The 15,230-nt window shown below is 75.7% G+C and carries 12 protein-coding genes and 1 pseudogene; 8 read left to right on the top strand and 5 right to left on the bottom strand.

What is annotated here, in order from left to right:
* From ACFRQN_RS32550 to ACFRQN_RS32540, 3 genes and pseudogenes are all read right to left on the bottom strand, one after another.
* Nucleotides 1-2,723, bottom strand: a pseudogene (locus tag ACFRQN_RS32550) (hypothetical protein); the annotation flags it as partial.
* A gap of 116 nt (nucleotides 2,724-2,839) precedes the next feature.
* Nucleotides 2,840-3,715 (bottom strand): hypothetical protein, encoded by an 876-nt coding sequence (locus ACFRQN_RS32545; protein ID WP_049658421.1) that lies wholly within the window; start codon nucleotides 3,713-3,715, stop codon nucleotides 2,840-2,842.
* A 91-nt stretch (nucleotides 3,716-3,806) separates the two neighbouring features.
* On the bottom strand, nucleotides 3,807-5,363 hold the full coding sequence (locus tag ACFRQN_RS32540; protein ID WP_380743952.1) for a hypothetical protein: 1,557 nt from the start codon (nucleotides 5,361-5,363) through the stop codon (nucleotides 3,807-3,809).
* Nucleotides 5,364-5,548: 185 nt separating this feature from the next.
* Between ACFRQN_RS32540 and ACFRQN_RS32535 the strand changes: the two genes are divergently transcribed.
* From ACFRQN_RS32535 to ACFRQN_RS32515, 5 genes are all read left to right on the top strand, one after another.
* Nucleotides 5,549-6,601 (top strand): IPT/TIG domain-containing protein, encoded by a 1,053-nt coding sequence (locus ACFRQN_RS32535; RefSeq protein ID WP_380743950.1) that lies wholly within the window; start codon nucleotides 5,549-5,551, stop codon nucleotides 6,599-6,601.
* A gap of 380 nt (nucleotides 6,602-6,981) precedes the next feature.
* A complete protein-coding gene (locus ACFRQN_RS32530; protein ID WP_380743948.1) occupies nucleotides 6,982-7,506 on the top strand; it encodes a hypothetical protein in 525 nt (174 codons plus the stop codon).
* Between the two features lie 175 nt (nucleotides 7,507-7,681).
* Nucleotides 7,682-8,458 (top strand): LamB/YcsF family protein, encoded by a 777-nt coding sequence (locus ACFRQN_RS32525; RefSeq protein ID WP_234348727.1) that lies wholly within the window; start codon nucleotides 7,682-7,684, stop codon nucleotides 8,456-8,458.
* Complete coding sequence (gene pxpB, locus ACFRQN_RS32520; RefSeq protein ID WP_380743946.1) at nucleotides 8,455-9,084, top strand: 5-oxoprolinase subunit PxpB; 630 nt, start codon at nucleotides 8,455-8,457, stop codon at nucleotides 9,082-9,084. The genes ACFRQN_RS32525 and pxpB overlap by 4 nt, the downstream gene beginning before the upstream one ends.
* Before the next feature lie 12 nt (nucleotides 9,085-9,096).
* A complete protein-coding gene (locus ACFRQN_RS32515; RefSeq protein WP_375876686.1) occupies nucleotides 9,097-9,960 on the top strand; it encodes a biotin-dependent carboxyltransferase family protein in 864 nt (287 codons plus the stop codon).
* A gap of 30 nt (nucleotides 9,961-9,990) precedes the next feature.
* On the opposite strand, the gene ACFRQN_RS32510 is transcribed toward ACFRQN_RS32515, so the two are convergent.
* The gene (locus tag ACFRQN_RS32510) at nucleotides 9,991-10,761 is read right to left on the bottom strand and encodes an alpha/beta fold hydrolase (RefSeq protein ID WP_380743943.1); all 771 of its coding nucleotides are present in this window, start codon (nucleotides 10,759-10,761) and stop codon (nucleotides 9,991-9,993) included.
* A 146-nt stretch (nucleotides 10,762-10,907) separates the two neighbouring features.
* On the opposite strand from ACFRQN_RS32510, the gene ACFRQN_RS32505 reads away from it, so the two are divergent.
* The 3 genes from ACFRQN_RS32505 (at nucleotide 10,908) to ACFRQN_RS32495 (ending at nucleotide 13,289) form a co-directional block, all read left to right on the top strand.
* The gene (locus ACFRQN_RS32505) at nucleotides 10,908-11,441 is read left to right on the top strand and encodes a PadR family transcriptional regulator (RefSeq protein ID WP_380743941.1); all 534 of its coding nucleotides are present in this window, start codon (nucleotides 10,908-10,910) and stop codon (nucleotides 11,439-11,441) included.
* Between the two features lie 83 nt (nucleotides 11,442-11,524).
* Entirely contained in the window at nucleotides 11,525-12,220 is a 696-nt protein-coding gene (locus tag ACFRQN_RS32500) for a class I SAM-dependent methyltransferase (protein WP_380743939.1), read from the top strand.
* A gap of 226 nt (nucleotides 12,221-12,446) precedes the next feature.
* Entirely contained in the window at nucleotides 12,447-13,289 is an 843-nt protein-coding gene (locus tag ACFRQN_RS32495) for an undecaprenyl-diphosphate phosphatase (protein WP_049659308.1), read from the top strand.
* Between the two features lie 86 nt (nucleotides 13,290-13,375).
* Here ACFRQN_RS32495 and ACFRQN_RS32490 read toward each other — a convergent pair whose 3' ends face one another.
* On the bottom strand, nucleotides 13,376-14,887 hold the full coding sequence (locus tag ACFRQN_RS32490) for a HEAT repeat domain-containing protein (protein WP_380743937.1): 1,512 nt from the start codon (nucleotides 14,885-14,887) through the stop codon (nucleotides 13,376-13,378).
* Nucleotides 14,888-15,230: the final 343 nt, after the last annotated feature.

The following is a 15,230-nucleotide window of genomic DNA, read 5'->3' as shown; positions in this document are numbered from 1 at the left end:
GCGAGTTCGCGCTGGCGGCGGGCCCAGTTGGCGCGCTCGCGCAGCCGGAAGGCGAGGCCGGAGAGGGCGTCGGCGCGGCGGCGGGCGCGCTGGGCGGCCTCGCGGTGCTCCTCGTGGGCGGAGGCGGCCGCGGTGTGGTCGGTCTCGGCCTCGTCGTGGTCGGCGCGCAGGGTGGCCAGGGCGGCGGCGGCCTGCTCGGCGTGCTCGCGGGCGGCCTCGGCGGCGGCGGCGAGTTCGGCGAGGGTGCCGGGCGGGCAGCTGGCGTGCCAGGAAGCGAGGCGGGCGGCGAGGGCGCGGTCGGCGCCGAGGCGGCCGGCCAGTTCGCGGATGTGCTCCTCGCGGGCGCTCGCCCGGGCGCGCAGTTCGCGGCGCTCGCCGTCGGCGGCGGACTCGTCGTGCATGGCCGGGTTCGGCGGCACGAGGAAGAAGGCGGGCTCGTCGGTGATCGGGGCGATCAGCGAGGCGGCGGCGCCGACGGCGACGGTGGAGCGCGGCAGCAGGGCGGCGGCCTGCAGGGCCTCGCGGGCGCGCTCCAGCGAGGACGGGTCGGTGACGACGACGCCGTCGACCAGTTCGGGGCGGGCGGCGAGGATCGCCTCGTGGTCGGCCGGGTCGACGGACTGGGCGAGGTAGCGCCAGCCGGGCAGGGCCGGGATGCCGTGCTCGGCGAGGTACTCGACGGTGGCGAGCACGTCCGGGCCGGGCGGCAGCAGGCCGCCGTCGCCGAGGGCGGCGAGGATGCGGGAGTCGTCGGCGGCGGCCGTGCGGAGGTCGAACAGGGTGCGTTCGGCGGTGGCGATGGACTCGTCGAGGAGTTCGCGCAGGTACTCGGCGTTGCGGTCGAGCAGGGCGGGGGTGAGGAAGCCGGCGTCCTCCTCGGCGCCCTCCTGGTAGGGGGTCAGGGAGAGCAGGTCGGCGAGGCGCTGTTCGGTGGCGAGCAGGGCGGCGGTGCGCTGCTCGGCGGCGAGGGACCGGGCGGCGTCCTTGCGCGCGTCGCCGGCCCGCTCGGCGGCGAGTTCGGCGCGCGAGGTGGCGGCGGCGGCCTCGCGCAGCCGGGCAGCGGCGGACTCGGCGGCGGTACGGGCCTGGGCGAGCGCGGCGGAGGCGGCCTTCTCGACGTCGGCGGCGTACAGGGCGGCGCGGGCCGGGTCCACGTCGCCGTCGGCATCGATGAAGCCGGCCGCGACGGCGGCCTCGGTCTCCTGCTCGACCTCGGCGAGGCGCTGGCGCAGGTGGTCGGCCTCGCTGCGGGCCTTCTGGGCGGCGGTGGCGGCCTCGGTGGCGTCGGTCTGGGCCTTGCCGCCGTCCTGCTGGAGTTCGCCCGCGCGCTCCTCCTCGGTGTCGGCGCGGGACTCGGCGGCCGCGGCGGCGGCCTCCAGGGCGCGGGCCAGGGCGGTCGCGGCGCGGGCGCGGGCGGCGAGCGCGGGGGCGGCGTCCAGCTCGGCCTCGCGGATGGCGGCGGCGACCCGGGCGACCCGGTCGGCGGCGGCGCGCTGGCGCAGCACCGCCTCGGCGGCCTGCCAGGCGGAGTGCAGGGTGCGGGCGTCGATGAGTTCGCGGCGCAGCGCGGCGGCCTCGGCGGTGGCCGCGGTGAGGCTCAGGGTGGCGTGCCGGTGGGTGAGTTCGTCGGTGATCAGGCTGTGCCGGGTGCGGTCGGCCTCGGCGGCGGTGACGGCGCTCGCGGCGGCGGCGACCTCGATGGCGAGGTCCTGGGCGCGGTCGCGTTCGGCGGTGGCGCGGGAGGCGAGGGCGTGGGCGAGGCGGCGGGTGCGGCGCTCGGCGGTGCGGTGGGCCTCGCGGACGGTCTCGCGGGCGGTGGTGGCCTCGGCGATGCGCTCCAGGAGGTCCAGCGAGCCGGCGGTGAAGTCGCGTTCGGCGGTGAGTTCGGCGCGGCGGCCGAGCTTGGCGGCGAAGCCGTGCACGAGGTCGGCGAGGCCGTCGGTGTCCCGGGTGTCGGTGACGGCGCGCAGCAGGAGGTCGGTGAAGTCGCTGTCGTGCTTGACCGCGAAGAGGCCGGCCGCCTCGCCCTCGTCGGCGTTCATCTCGCGCTGGTAGCGGAAGAGTTCGGGGTCGAGGCCGAGCTCTCCGAGGTGCTCGGTCCAGCGGTCGTGGCCGTCCTCGAAGACCAGGTCGAGGTGCGGGTGGGCCTTGCCGGCCTCGGTGAGGGCGTCGCGGAAGCCCTTCATGGTGCGGCGGCGGCCGCGGGCCTTCTGGTCGCCGGCCAGGCTGACCCGTTCGGCGACCGGCAGCGAGTCGAGGGTCAGGCCGGGTCCGGGGCGGAAGGAGTACCAGGTCTCGGCGAACTTGCGCGGGTCGGAGGAGACCTGGCGGCCGCGCCACTCGCTGACCTTGCCGACCACGATCGGCTCGCCGGTGACGGTGTGCTGCCACTCCAGGGCGACGTGGCCGCAGTCGTCGGCGAGCAGGAACTTGCGCAGCACGCCGGAGCTGGCGCCGCCGAGGGTGTTGCGGTGGCCGGGGAGCATGACCGAGAAGATCAGCTTGAGCAGGACGGACTTGCCGCCGCCGTTCTCCAGGAAGAGCACGCCGGCCGGGGCGGGGCGGCGGACCGGGCCGTCGGGTTCCTCGCCGAACAGGCCGATCTGCTGCGGGGCCGGGTCGGCGACCGGCTCGCCGACGCCGCGCAGGTCGAGCACCGTGTCGGCGTAGCGGGCGCCGGCCGGTCCGATCGAGTAGAGGCGGACCCGGTTGAGCTCGTACATGTGCGGCTGTTCTCCGTGGCTTGCGTGGCGTGAGGGATGGGCGGCGGGCCGGATCGGGGCGGGTGGGCCGGGGCGGCGCGGTGGGCCCGGAGCGGGTGGGCTCCGGGCGCCGGGGCTCAGAGGGAGTGGAACGGCAGCCCCGCGTCGGCGACCAGTTCGTCGCCGGTGTCCGGCGGCAGCAGGCTGGCGGTGCCGTCGGAGACCGGGACGATGCCGAGGTCGAGCAGTTCGGCCATGGCCGCGCTGCCCGCCAGGTCGCGTACCTGGAGCTGGTAGCGGGCGGTGGTGCGGTAGGTGCCGCCGGAGTCGTCCGAGACCTTCTGGAGGAAGCCGGAGTCGACCAGGAACAGCACGGCCTTGGCGACGATGCCGATGGTGGAGCCGGAGAGCCGGCGGGCGTCCTTGGTGGCGCCGGTGGCGGTGCGCCGGGCCCAGACCCGCCAGGCGGCCTCCAGGCCGGGGGCGTCGGAGGCCGGGTCGGTGTTGGCGCCGTCCGCGTCGGCCTGCTCCTCCAGGCGGCGGCAGGCCTGGCGGACGAAGGAGTCGACGCCGTTGACGGTGATCCGGCCGAGGTAGCCGTCGTCGGCGAGGTCCTCGGGGCGCGGGAAGGCCATCGCGGCGACGGCCAGGTGGGCGAGGCCGTGCAGGAAGCGGTCGGTGGACTCGGAGGCGGCGCGGCGCGAGTAGTCGCCCATCCGGACGGCGAACAGCGAGTCCTCGGCGGCGGCCACGGCCATGCCGGCCCGCGGGGAGACCTCCAGGACGACCAGGCCCATGCCGGTCGCGATGGCGTCGGCGAGCCGGGCGAACGGCGGGTCCTCGCGGTGGCGGCGCACCAGGTCGGCGTACTCGGCGTCGCGGGCGGGCAGCAGCTTGGCCTGGAGGCCGAAGGAGACCAGTCGGGCGGCGTCCGCGACGTCGGCCGGGGTGATCGGCGCGGGGGCCGCGGGTTCGGTCTCGGCCGCCCAGGACGTGTCGTGGTGGGTCGTCACGGGCGGTGCTCCTCGGGGGTGGCGCGGTGGTTACGGTTCGTCATGGTTGGTCCCGGCGGGGTTGGTCCCGGCAACGTGTGCTCCCGGCCGGTCAGCCGGCGTCCTTGCGGTCGGCGGCCATGCCGACCGCGTCGAGCAGGGCGCTGCCGACGATCAGGTCGGCGCCGCCGAACTCCCGGTCGCGCAGCGGGGTGCCGTCGTCCACGGCGAACAGCAGCCGCTCCTCGCCCTGGCGGTAGGCGGTGCCGACCGGCGGGCTGGCCGCGTGCACGGCGAGCAGGGCGACCAGGTACGGCAGGTCCGGGTCGTACGGCAGGTCCGGGTCCTGCTTGCGGGCGTCGGCGAGCAGGCCGGAGAGCCGGCGGGGGGCGTCCGGGGGCAGGTCGAGCAGGAGCATCGCGGACTCCAGCTGGGCCTCGGAGAACCGGCTGTCGTCCGGGGTGGCGACGAGGTCCGGGTCGGGCAGCTCGGCGCCGAGGTGCTCGCGCTCGACCGGCGGGGTGAGCAGCAGGTCGACCAGGTCGGCGACCCGCACCGAGACCGGGGTGCGCAGACCGGCGCCGCGGGCGAAGAACGCGCCGGTGGGGCGGACGGCCTGCTCTATCGGCAGCCGCAGCACGGGGGCGAGCAGCTGCCCGTAGAGGTCGATGCCGCTGCGGGCGCCGGGGGCGGCGAAGGCCTGGCGGTCCTGCTCGGCGCGGAACAGCGGGCCGGCCTCCAGCAGGCGGGTCTGGAGCTGGGTGTGGCGGCGGATGCAGTCCTTGACGATGTCGACCAGCTCGGCGGCGCGGCGCTTGTGCTCGGGGTCCTCGGCCTCGTCGCGGGCCTTGCGGATGTTGGTGAGAATCGCGTTCTCGTGCCGGTAGCGGTCCGCGATGTGGTCCAGCGCCTCCTCGATGAGATCGGGGATGGCGCGCATCCAGTCCACCGCCCGAACGTTGCGGCGGGTGGCGTCCAGGGCGCGGCGCAGCGTCTCGGCGTACTGGACGGTGCGGTAGCGGGCCTGCTCGGCGGCGAGCTGGGCGTCGGCCAGGCGGCCGCGGCGGATCAGCACCTCCAGCTTGACCTCGGCGGCGATCTGGGCCGAGGTGACGTCGGTGTCGAGCGCGCCGACCAGGACGTTGACCGCCTCGTCGGTGGTGCGCAGGTAGACGCCGCCGTCGGGGCCGGGGACCTCCTCGATCAGCTTGAAGTCGTAGTCGCGGCGGACGTACTCGCCGTCCGCGCCGAAGGTGCCGTAGACGGCGCGAAAACCGCGGTCCACGCTGCCGACGTTGATCAGCGACTCCAGCACCCAGCGGGCGACCCGCTCGTGCTCGACGGCGGGACGGCCGACGGCCTGGGCGGCGACCCGGGGCAGCAGCCGGGCGAGCACTATCTCGCGGTCGGCCCCGGTGTCGAAGTCCATGTGCAGGGTGACCAGGTCGATCGCGGCGAGGCCGACCTCGGCCATCGCGTAGCCGCCGTACTCGCCGGCCAGGTTGACCTTGCGGTTGTCCAGGTCGTGCAGCGGGGCGGTGCAGGCCAGCGCCTTGAGCCGGCGGGCCAGGCCCTCGTCGGCGGCGGGGCCGGGCGCGGGGCGCGCGGCGGCCGGGCCGGCCGGGGGTCGGAGGCCGGGCTCGATGGGCGGGTCTGCGATGGCGGTCACGGTGGACAAGATTAGAGGTTCGCACCGAGTTCGACCGAAACGGACCTTGCGGGCGGGCGGAGCGGCAGGTGGGCGGCGGTTCGGGTGACGGATTCGGAACGTGGTTTCGACGGGATTCCGCCATTCCCGAACCGGTATTCGAGAAAACCGTGAGGGCGGCGCATTGGTTCGGTGATGATCGACGCATGATCACCCGACTGGCCAAAGCGGGCCTCGCCGCCGCGCTGTCCGTGACCACCCTCACCACCGGCGCCGTCCTCGCCACCGGCGCCACCGCCGAGGCCGCGACCCCGGCGGTCCCGACCTCCGCCCAGCACGTGACCGTCTCGCAGAACGGGAACTACCCCGGCGGGTTCTTCACCACCGGCAACATGTCGGTGGGCTGGACCGTGGCCGGCACCACGGAACTGACCGGGCCGACCCACATCACCCTCGACCTGCCGCCCGGCGTCACCACCGACGGTGCGATGTTCTTTCCCGCGCCACCGGACTACACCTTCACCACCGCCCTCTCCCCCGACCACCGCCACCTGGAGGCCGTGTTCACCGCCACCCGTGCGGTCGGGAGCTACAACTTCATGAAGCTCAACCTGGCCACCACGCCCGGCGTGCCGATCGTCGGCGCGATCACCGCGACGGTCGCCAACCCGAACGACACCGACCCGACCGGGCACGTCTCCGGCTACGACCTCGGCAGCAAGAGCTACCTGCCGGCGACCGTCCAGGCCGCCCCCGCCGTCACCGGCCTCGACACGGCCACCGGCCCGGGCACCGGCGGCACCGCGGTGACCGTCAGCGGCAGCAACCTGGCCAACGGCATGGTGCTGGTCGGCGGCGTCCCGGCCCCCGGCCGCTGCACCGACACCGCCTGCGCGGTGACCACCCCGGGCGGCACGGGCAGCGCCCCGGTCAGCGTGGTGACGCCCGGCGGCACGGCCGCGGCTCCGGTCACCTTCGACTACACCGGCGCCCCGCCGCCGGCCCCGGCCGCGCCGGTGCTCAGCAGCGTCTCTCCCACCTCCGGCCCGGCCGCCGGCGGTACCCGGGTGTACCTGTTCGGCAGCAACCTGACGTACGGGTCGGTGGCCTTCGGCGGGGTGCCGGCCACCCACGTCTCCTGCGGTCCGACCGCCTGCACCGCCACGGCCCCGGCGGGCGCCCAGCCCGGGCCGGTGGACGTCACGGTCACCACGGCGGGCGGGACCAGCGCGCCGGTGACGTACACCTACACGGCGTAACGGCCGTACGCGGCGCACTGGCCGCCGTCGGTGCCCGGGTTCCGCGGAGCCCGGGCACCGCTGCGTTCGGGGCGGGGCAGTGCCGCCGCGCCCCCTGCACGACTCCGGCTCGACCCGGTGCGGCCCCGGCCACCGTTCCCGCCGACGCGACCGGTTCCCCTCCAGCCCCCGATCCGGCCCCGGCCCACCCTCGCGCGCCCCCGACCACCCTCCCGCCGACTCCGCCGGGCCCCGCCTGGGCCCTGCCTGGGCCCCGCCTGGGCCCCACCCACCCCGAAGGCTAGTTGAACACGTTCAAAAGATAGGTCTAGAGTCGGTTCCGCGCAGGCGGGACAAGGCTCCGCCTGCACTTCGGCATGCTCGGCATGGAGGTGTGCGAGATGGACGGCGACTCGGCGGTCATCCTTCGCAAGGTCCGACGGTGGCTCTGGTTCTTCCTGGTCTGCCTGGTGCTCAGCGGTCTCACCGCGTTCCCGCTGGAGACCGAGACCCGCTGGCTGGCGGACTTCGCCGCCGGCCCGGCCGCCCCGCTGAGCGATCACCTCCCCGGTGCGACGGCCTGGATCGACCGGGTCCACACGGGCGTCGCCGAGACAAACGCGCGGTACCCCTTCCTGGCCTACGGCACCGACTGGCTGGCCTTCGCCCACCTGGTGATCGCCGCCGCCTTCTGGGGGCCGCTCAAGGACCCGGTCCGCAACATCTGGGTGATCCGCTGGGCCGTGCTGGCCTGCGGGGCCGTCATCCCGCTGGCGTTGATCTGCGGGCCGCTGCGCGGGATCCCGCTGGCATGGCGATTCATCGACATGTCGTTCGGCGTCTTCGGCGTCATCCCGCTCCTGGTCGTGCTGCGGGCGCTGCGCCCGCTGGAGCGCGCGTTCCGGGGGCCGGCGACCGCCGGTTGAGCCCGGGCGGCCCGCGCGCCCGGCTCGCACCCCGGCGCGACCCCGCGCGGCGCCGCCCCGGGGCGTGCGGCCCCGGGCACACGCCGCGGCGCCCGCGGGGCTCCGGGTCACGGGCAACGGCCTTCATCCGCAGGCCCTACCATCTGGCTCAACAGCTGCTGGGAGGCGGACGGGCGTGGCCGATGCGGTGATCGATCTCAATGCGGACCTCGGAGAGGGGTTCGGACGCTGGACCCTGACCGACGACGAGGCCCTGCTGTCGGTGGTGACCAGCGCCAACGTCGCCTGCGGGTTCCACGCCGGGGATCCGTCGACGATGCGCCGGGTCTGCGCGCTGGCGGCCGAGCGCGGCGTCCGGATCGGCGCCCAGGTCTCCTACCGCGACCTGGCCGGCTTCGGCCGCCGCGCGATGGACGTGCCCCCGGAGGAGCTCGCCGACGAGATCGCGTACCAGATCGGCGCCCTCCAGGTGTTCGCCCGCGCGGCCGGCTCCAAGGTCTCCTACGTCAAGCCGCACGGCGCCCTCTACAACCGGGTGGTCGGCGACTCCGAGCAGGCCGAGGCCGTGGTGGCCGGCGTGCTGCGGGCGGGCGCGGTCTGCGACGGGCCGCTGCCCGTGCTCGGCCTGCCGGGCTCGCTGCTGCTGGAGGTGGCCGAGGGCGTCGGGCTCCCCGTAGTCGCCGAGGCCTTCGCCGACCGCGCGTACACCCGCACCGGCACCCTCGTGCCACGCCGCGAGCCGGACGCCGTGGTGCACGACCCCGAGTCGGTGATCACCCGCGCCGTCGCCATCGCCCGGGACGGCACGGTGGAGGCCGCCGGCGGCGAGCGGATCGCCGTCGAGGCCCGCTCGCTCTGCGTCCACGGCGACACCCCCGGCGCCGCCCAGCTCGCCTGGCGGATCCGCGGCGCCCTGGCCTCCGCCGGGGTCCGGGTGGAGGCCTTCACGTGACACCGGGGACGGTGCGCCGGGTCGGCGAGTGGGCGCTGCTGGTCGAACTGCCCGGGACGGCCGAGGTGGCCGCGCTGTACGGCTGGCTGAGCGAGCGCCGGGAGTCGGGGGCGCTCGGTGCGGTGGAGGAACTGGTCCCGGCCGCGCGCACCCTGCTGCTGGACGGCGTCGCGGACGTCGACGCGGTCGTGGCCCTGCTGCGCACCGCCCGTCCGACGGCGGCGGCCGGGGTGGCGCGCGGACCGCTGCTGGAGGTCCCGACCGTGTACGACGGCGCCGACCTGGCCGAGGTCGCCGCACTGTGGGGGGTCTCCGTGGAGGCCGCCGTCCGGATCCACACCGGGCCCGAGTACGTCGTCGCGTTCTGCGGCTTCGCCCCCGGCTTCGGCTACCTCACCGGCCTCCCGGCACCGTACGAGGTGCCGCGCCGGGCCACCCCGCGCAGTTCCGTCCCGGCCGGCTCGGTCGCCCTGGCCGGCCCGTACACCGGCGTCTACCCGCACCCCTCCCCCGGCGGCTGGCAGCTGATCGGCCGGACGGCGCTCGCCCTCTGGGACGCCGACCGCGAGCCCCCGGCCCTGCTGGCCCCGGGCACCCGGGTCCGCTTCACCGCTGAACGGGCCTGAGGGGGAGGCGAGTTGAACGAGCTGGTGGTGGAGCGACCGGGACCGCTGACCACGGTCCAGGACCTCGGGCGGCGCGGGGTCGCCCACCTCGGGGTGCCGAGGGCCGGGGCGCTGGACGAGCCGGCCCTGCGGGCGGCCAACCGGCTGGTGGGCAACGAACCCGGGGCCGCCGGGCTGGAGACCACGCTCGGCGGGGTCGCGCTGCGGGCCGTCGCGGCGGCCCTGGTCGCCGTCACCGGTGCGCCCTCGCCCGTCCGGGTGGACGGCCGGCCGGCCGCCTGGGGCGCACCGGTCCTGGTGCCGGCCGGAGCGCTGCTGGAGGTGGGGGCGGCGACGGCCGGGGTGCGCGGCTACCTGGCGGTGGCGGGCGGGATCGACGTCCCGCCGGTGCTCGGCAGCCGCTCGACGGACCTGCTCGCCGGGCTCGGGCCGGCCCCGTTGGCCGCCGGGGACCGCCTGCCGGTCGGCACCCCGCCGCCGTACCGGGCCCGGCCCGAGCTGGTGCCGCTGCCCGCTCCCCCGGCCGAACTGGTGCTGCGGCTGCGGCTCGGACCGCGCGCGGACTGGTTCACCCCGGAGGCGGTGGCCCGCCTCGGCCGCGACCGGTACCTGGTGTCCCCGACCGGCAACCGGGTCGGGCTGCGCACCGAGGGCCCGCCGGTCGCGCGCGCCCGGGACGGCGAACTGCCCAGCGAGGGCATGGTGTTGGGCGCGGTGCAGATTCCGCCGGACGGCCGGCCGGTGGTGTTCCTGGCCGACCACCCGACCACCGGCGGCTACCCGGTGATCGGCGTCGTGCCGGCCGCCGACCTCGCGGCCGCCGCCCAGGCCCGGCCGGGGACGCCGGTGCGCTTCGTCCCCCTGCGGGAGCGCTGAGCGGGAGCACCGGGCGACCCACGAACCCGCTCACCCCTGTTCGAGCGCCTCCGCCGCGGCGGCCGCGAAGCCGTCCGGGTTGTCGACCATGATGTTGTGCCCGCAGTCCGGCACCGCGACCACCCGCACTCCGGCCGCGCGGAGGGCGTCGGCACCGGCGGGCTCGCCGTCCGCCGCCGGGTGGAGGAAGGTGCGCGGGAGGTCGAGGCCGAGCAGCAGCTCGCGCATGGTCGGTTCGGTCGCCCGGGCGAGGTGGCGGGCGCTGCGGTGGAGCGCCTCCGGGCCGGCCAGCCGCATGGTGGACCACCAGAACGGGCCGACCCGCTCCGCGACTTCGCCCAGGCCGCCGGCCAGGAACTCCTCCTCGCCGTAGGCCGCGATGCCGCTGCTGCCGGGGCGGCGCCGGTCGGGGTCGATCCGGTCCAGGTTGGCGTCCACCAGGAGCAGCCGCTCGACCAGGTGCGGGTGCCGCCGGGCGAGGACGATCGCGACCGCCCCGCCCATGCTGTGGCCGACCACCTCGACCCGGTCCGGCCCGGCGGCCGCGACCGCCGTCGCGACCGCGTCCGCGTGCTCCTCCAGCGTGTAGCCGAAGTCCGTCGGCCGGTCGCTGAGGCCGAAGCCGAGCAGGTCCAGCAGCAGCGAGCGCCGCCCGGCCAGCAGCGGGTGGGCGGCGGCGGCCGCGAAGTAGGCCGACGAGCTGGAGCCGAGCCCGTGCAGGTAGAGCCGGACCGGCTCGGCGCCGGGCAGCTCGACCCAGCGGATCCGGTCGCCGTTCGGGGTGACGGGGGCCTCGCGCATGCTCACTCGCTCCTCATTCCTGGGGGGCCGGCTCGGGGTGCCGGCCCGGGGGTTTCCGGCGGACGAGCAGGACCATACCTCGAACCCGAGGTATCGCGATAGCGAGATACCCACGCCCCGAGGGACGGATCTGACAGAGTGGCCCCATGCTGAAGCTCGCCATCCTCGGATTCCTGTACGACCGCCCCCTGCACGGCTACGAGCTGCGCCGCCACCTCGCCGCGCTCACCGGGCACGTCCGACCGATCAGCGACGGCACGCTCTACCCCGCGATCAAGCGTCTGGAGGCCGACGGCCTGCTGGTCCGCGAGACCGAGCCGGGCAGCGCCGCCGCGCCCCGGCACACCCTGCACCTCACCGGGGCCGGCCGCGCCGCGCTGCTCGACCGGCTGCGCGAGCCCGAACCGCTCGACGTCAGCGACGAGAACCGCTGGTTCACCCTGCTCGCCTTCCTGCGGCACCTCGCCGACCCCGCCGCCCAGGCCGCCGTGCTCCGCCGCCGACTGTCCTTCCTCGCCGAGCCGGCCAGCTTCTTCTACGAGGGCGACCGCCCGATCGGCGCCGAGGAGTTCGACGACCCCTTCCGGCGCGGCCTGCTGCTCGTCGCCCGCGCCACCACCGAGGCCGAACTCGCCTGGCTGCACGCGACCCTGGCCGACCTGGAGGACGGCCCCCGGTAGACCGACCCCGAACGCGCCGCGGCCCACGCGGACCCGCCGACGCCCTCTTTCCCCGCCCACCCGTCCGTGTTCCGATGAACGGCATGGCAGACGAACGACGCGATGGCTACGACGGGACGGGCGAGGGTGCGATCACCCCGGACGGCTGCGCCGTCGAGGTGTGGACCCGCCTCCCCGCGGGCGACGCCCCGGACGTGATCGAGGCGGCGGTGCCGCCCGGCGCGCACATCCTCGAACTCGGCTGCGGCGTGGGCCGGATGACGCACCCGCTGACCGACCGCGGCTTCACCGTGACGGCCGTGGACGAGTCCGCCGACATGCTGGCCCGGGTCCGCCCGGACGTCCGCACGGTGCGCAGCCCGATCGAGGCGCTGGACCTCGGCGAGCGCTTCGACGTCGTCATGCTCGCCTCCTTCCTGGTGCACGCCGGTGACGTGACGGTCCGCCGGGGCCTGCTGGAGACCTGCCGCCGGCACGTCGCCGAGGACGGCTGCGTACTGGTGCAGCGCGAGGGCGAGGACTGGCACCGAAACGTGCCGCGGGAGAGCCCGATCGGCCCGGACGGGCGGGCCCGGCTGGTCTCCGCCACGCCGGTCGGCGACGGCGTCAACTCCGTGCGGTTCGAGTACGTCTTCCCGGACGGCACCTGGACCCAGACCTTCCTGTCCCGACCGCTCAGCACCGAGGCGTTCGAGCGGGCGCTCGCGGAGGCCGGTCTGGTGGTCGAGCGCTACCTGACGGCGGACCGCACCTGGGTCCGGGCGCGGCCGGTGCTGTAGCTCCCGGCTGTCGCCGGAGCGGCAGGGGCCCTGTGCGCAAAGCCGGAACAAAGGGTGAACAAAGAACTGTCACCTTCACCCCGTACCATCAGCCGCGCGCCGGGCTCGCGCGCGGCCCGCGGGCCGGGCGGGTCACGGTGGTCCCGCACGCCCATCCGACCCGCAAGGACCCGCCCATGCCGCCCCTGCCCCTCGCCCGACGGATACCCCCGGCGGGTGCCCGGTGATCGATTGGTTCCACGGGGCCGTCCTCGGCCTGATCCAGGGGCTCACCGAGTTCCTGCCGGTCTCCTCCAGCGCCCACCTGCGGGTCTTCTCGGCCCTGCTCGGCTGGGACGACCCGGGTGCGGCCTTCACGGCCGTCACCCAGCTCGGCACCGAGACGGCGGTGCTGATCTACTTCCGCCGGGACATCGCCTCGATCATCAAGACCTGGGCACTGTCCCTGTTCCGGCCGGCGCTGCGCTCGGACCCGGACGCGCGGATGGGCTGGTTCGTGATCATCGGCACCCTGCCGATCGGCATCCTGGGCAAGCTGTTCCAGGACACCATCGAGACCCACCTGCGCGACCTGCGGATCATCGGCACCACGCTGATCGTCTTCGGCCTGATCCTGGCCTTCGCCGACCGCACCCGGGCCGTCCGCCACGCCCGTCCGATCACCGACCTCACGCTGCCGCACGCGGGTGTCTACGGCTTCGCCCAGGCACTGGCGCTGATCCCGGGCGTCTCCCGTTCCGGCGGCACGATCAGCGCGGGTCTGCTGCTCGGCTACAGCCGGGAGGCGGCGGCCCGCTACTCCTTCCTGCTCGCCATCCCGGCGGTGCTCGCCTCCGGGGCGCTGGAGCTGTTCAAGATCGGCGAGGGCCCGGCCCCGGCCTGGGGGCCGACCATCCTGGCCACGGTGATCGCCTTCCTGGTCGGCTACGCGGCGATCGCCTGGTTCCTGAAGTACATCTCGACGCACAGCTTCCTGCCGTTCGTCGTCTACCGGGTGCTGCTCGGCGTTCTGATCATCGGACTGGTCGTCGGCGGCGTCCTGACCCCGGACGCGGGCGCGGTGAAGTAGAACCGGGTTCCACAAAACCAGGACCCGCGGAAACGAGTGGGCCGGGACACCGACACGGTGTCCCGGCCCACCGAACGTTGTGGACCCTAACGCCCGAACTCCCGGGCGGCGGTCAGCCGGCCGCGTACGGCGGCATGGACCTCGGCCTCCTCGGCCGGGTCGGCGGCGAGCCTGCGCAACCGCTCCATCACACGCGCGTCGCCCGTGGTGGCGACATGGCGCGCGGCGAGCTCACGCGTGGACTCCTCGCAGTCCCAGAGGCACTCGACGGCGGGCCCCTCGGGAAAGTGCACGTCGGTCGCGGCCAGCGCCTGGGCGGCGCGTCCGCGCAGCTCGGAGGAGGCGGCCTCCCCGTAGACGTGGCGCAGGACCGGGACGGCGTCGGCGGCGGCCAGCCGCCCCGCACCGTCGACCAGCGACCCGAGCCCGGTACCGCTGACCCCGCGCACGGAGATCCAGCGGCGCAGCCCGGCCACCACCAGCGGCGCGTCGGCCGGCTCCCCGGCGTCGGCGAGCAGCTGGACGGCGGCCTCGCCGAGCGCGCTGTCGGCGCCGCCGCTGGCCGGGTCGGCCCAGCGGCGCGCCTGCGTCAGCACCTCGGGGCCGCGCATCCGGCCGAGCAGCTCCAGGGCGGCCCGGACGATCCGGTCGTCCACGTCCGCGGCGGCGGCCTCGATCAGTTCGACGGCGGCCGGGTCGCGCTGTTCCACCAGGTGGCGCAGGGCGGCCCGGCGGGCGCCGGGCAGGCCGTCGCGGGCCGCTTCCAGCAGCAGCGGACGGTCCTCCGGCCGGACCACGGCGGTCAGGCAGCGGGCGGCCGCGGCGGCGCGGCGGTCCACCGCGTCGGGGCCGGACGGCGAGTCGGGGCCGCGCGCGGGCTCCGGGCGGGCGTCGGGCCGGCCGAGGAAGGCGCCGGCGCCGAGGCCGCCGAGCTCGCCCTGGTCGGCCCAGGCCAGCACGTCGGCGGTGGACCAGCCGGGGGTGACCCCGCTGCGGTTGATCTGGCGCTGCCACAGGTCGAAGGGTGACTGCTCGCTGGCCGCCGCCACTCTGGGGTGGTAGGCCGCCCAGAGCCGCCAGGGCCGGGGCTCGTACGCGTTGCGGATGAACTCGCGCAGCTCGGCGTCGCCCTCGGGGCCCGGCTCGAAGTGGTCCAGTACGGCGGTGCCGAGCAGCAGCAGGCCGCGGTCGTCGTCGCGCAGGGCCAGCTCGTCGAGGGCCCACGCCCAGTTGGCGCCGGTGGCGGCGTACTCGCGCAGCATCAGCAGCGCGTCGCGCCGGCCGTACGCGGCGAGGTGGCCCAGGACGGAAAGGGCGAGGCCGGTGCGGCTCTCGTCGTCGGTGACCAGGTCCTCGGCGGAGTGGAGGTGGTCCTCGATGCCCTCGAGGGGGGCTTCCAGGTCCATGTAGATGCGCGCGTAGTAGAGGGAGCGGCTCTCGACCTGCCAGTCGGCTCGCGGGTCCCTGGTGACGCACTCCTCCAGCGCGGCGATGGCCTCGGCACGGTCGGCGGCCAGCGCGTGGAGCTGCCCGTCACCACGGCCTCGCTGAAGGAGGCCTAGGAGGCTGGCACTGGGTGCTATCACTGGCTCGAACATGAGGTCAGCATCCGTTGCGGCGGTCGGAGTGGCAACGGGATTTCCGTCGCCGGGGTCTCTGGTCGGTACTGCGGTGGGCGCCCGGGCGCCGGAATCACCGAAGGTTACCGCCTCGGGCCCCCGTCCGCACACAGGGCGACGACGGCTCCGGCCACAGTGGCATATGCCAGCGGAAATTTTGCCCGCGTTCTGTCGAAATCACCCACAGGGGTGACAACGCTGTGCGACAGTCTTCTCACTGTCCGAACGGCCCGCACACCGCGGGCCGTGTACCGAGCGATAGGTCCGCCATGAACATGCCATTAGGCGCCACCCGCCCGCCGGGAGCCGCCCACGTGGACGG

Source organism: Kitasatospora sp. NPDC056800 (assembly GCF_042789775.1).
GTDB lineage: Bacteria > Actinomycetota > Actinomycetes > Streptomycetales > Streptomycetaceae > Kitasatospora.
The sequence above is the reverse complement of the archived record's forward strand: the minus strand, read 5'-3'. Positions and strand labels throughout refer to the sequence as shown.

Coding starts and splice junctions, on each gene's coding strand:
- ACFRQN_RS32530 (WP_380743948.1), top strand. CDS start 6,982: ATGGACGGCGACTCGGCGGTCATCCTTCGCAAGGTCCGACGGTGGCTC.
- ACFRQN_RS32535 (WP_380743950.1), top strand. CDS start 5,549: ATGATCACCCGACTGGCCAAAGCGGGCCTCGCCGCCGCGCTGTCCGTG.
- ACFRQN_RS32510 (WP_380743943.1), bottom strand. CDS start 10,761: ATGCGCGAGGCCCCCGTCACCCCGAACGGCGACCGGATCCGCTGGGTC.
- ACFRQN_RS32505 (WP_380743941.1), top strand. CDS start 10,908: ATGCTGAAGCTCGCCATCCTCGGATTCCTGTACGACCGCCCCCTGCAC.
- ACFRQN_RS32490 (WP_380743937.1), bottom strand. CDS start 14,887: ATGTTCGAGCCAGTGATAGCACCCAGTGCCAGCCTCCTAGGCCTCCTT.
- ACFRQN_RS32500 (WP_380743939.1), top strand. CDS start 11,525: ATGGCAGACGAACGACGCGATGGCTACGACGGGACGGGCGAGGGTGCG.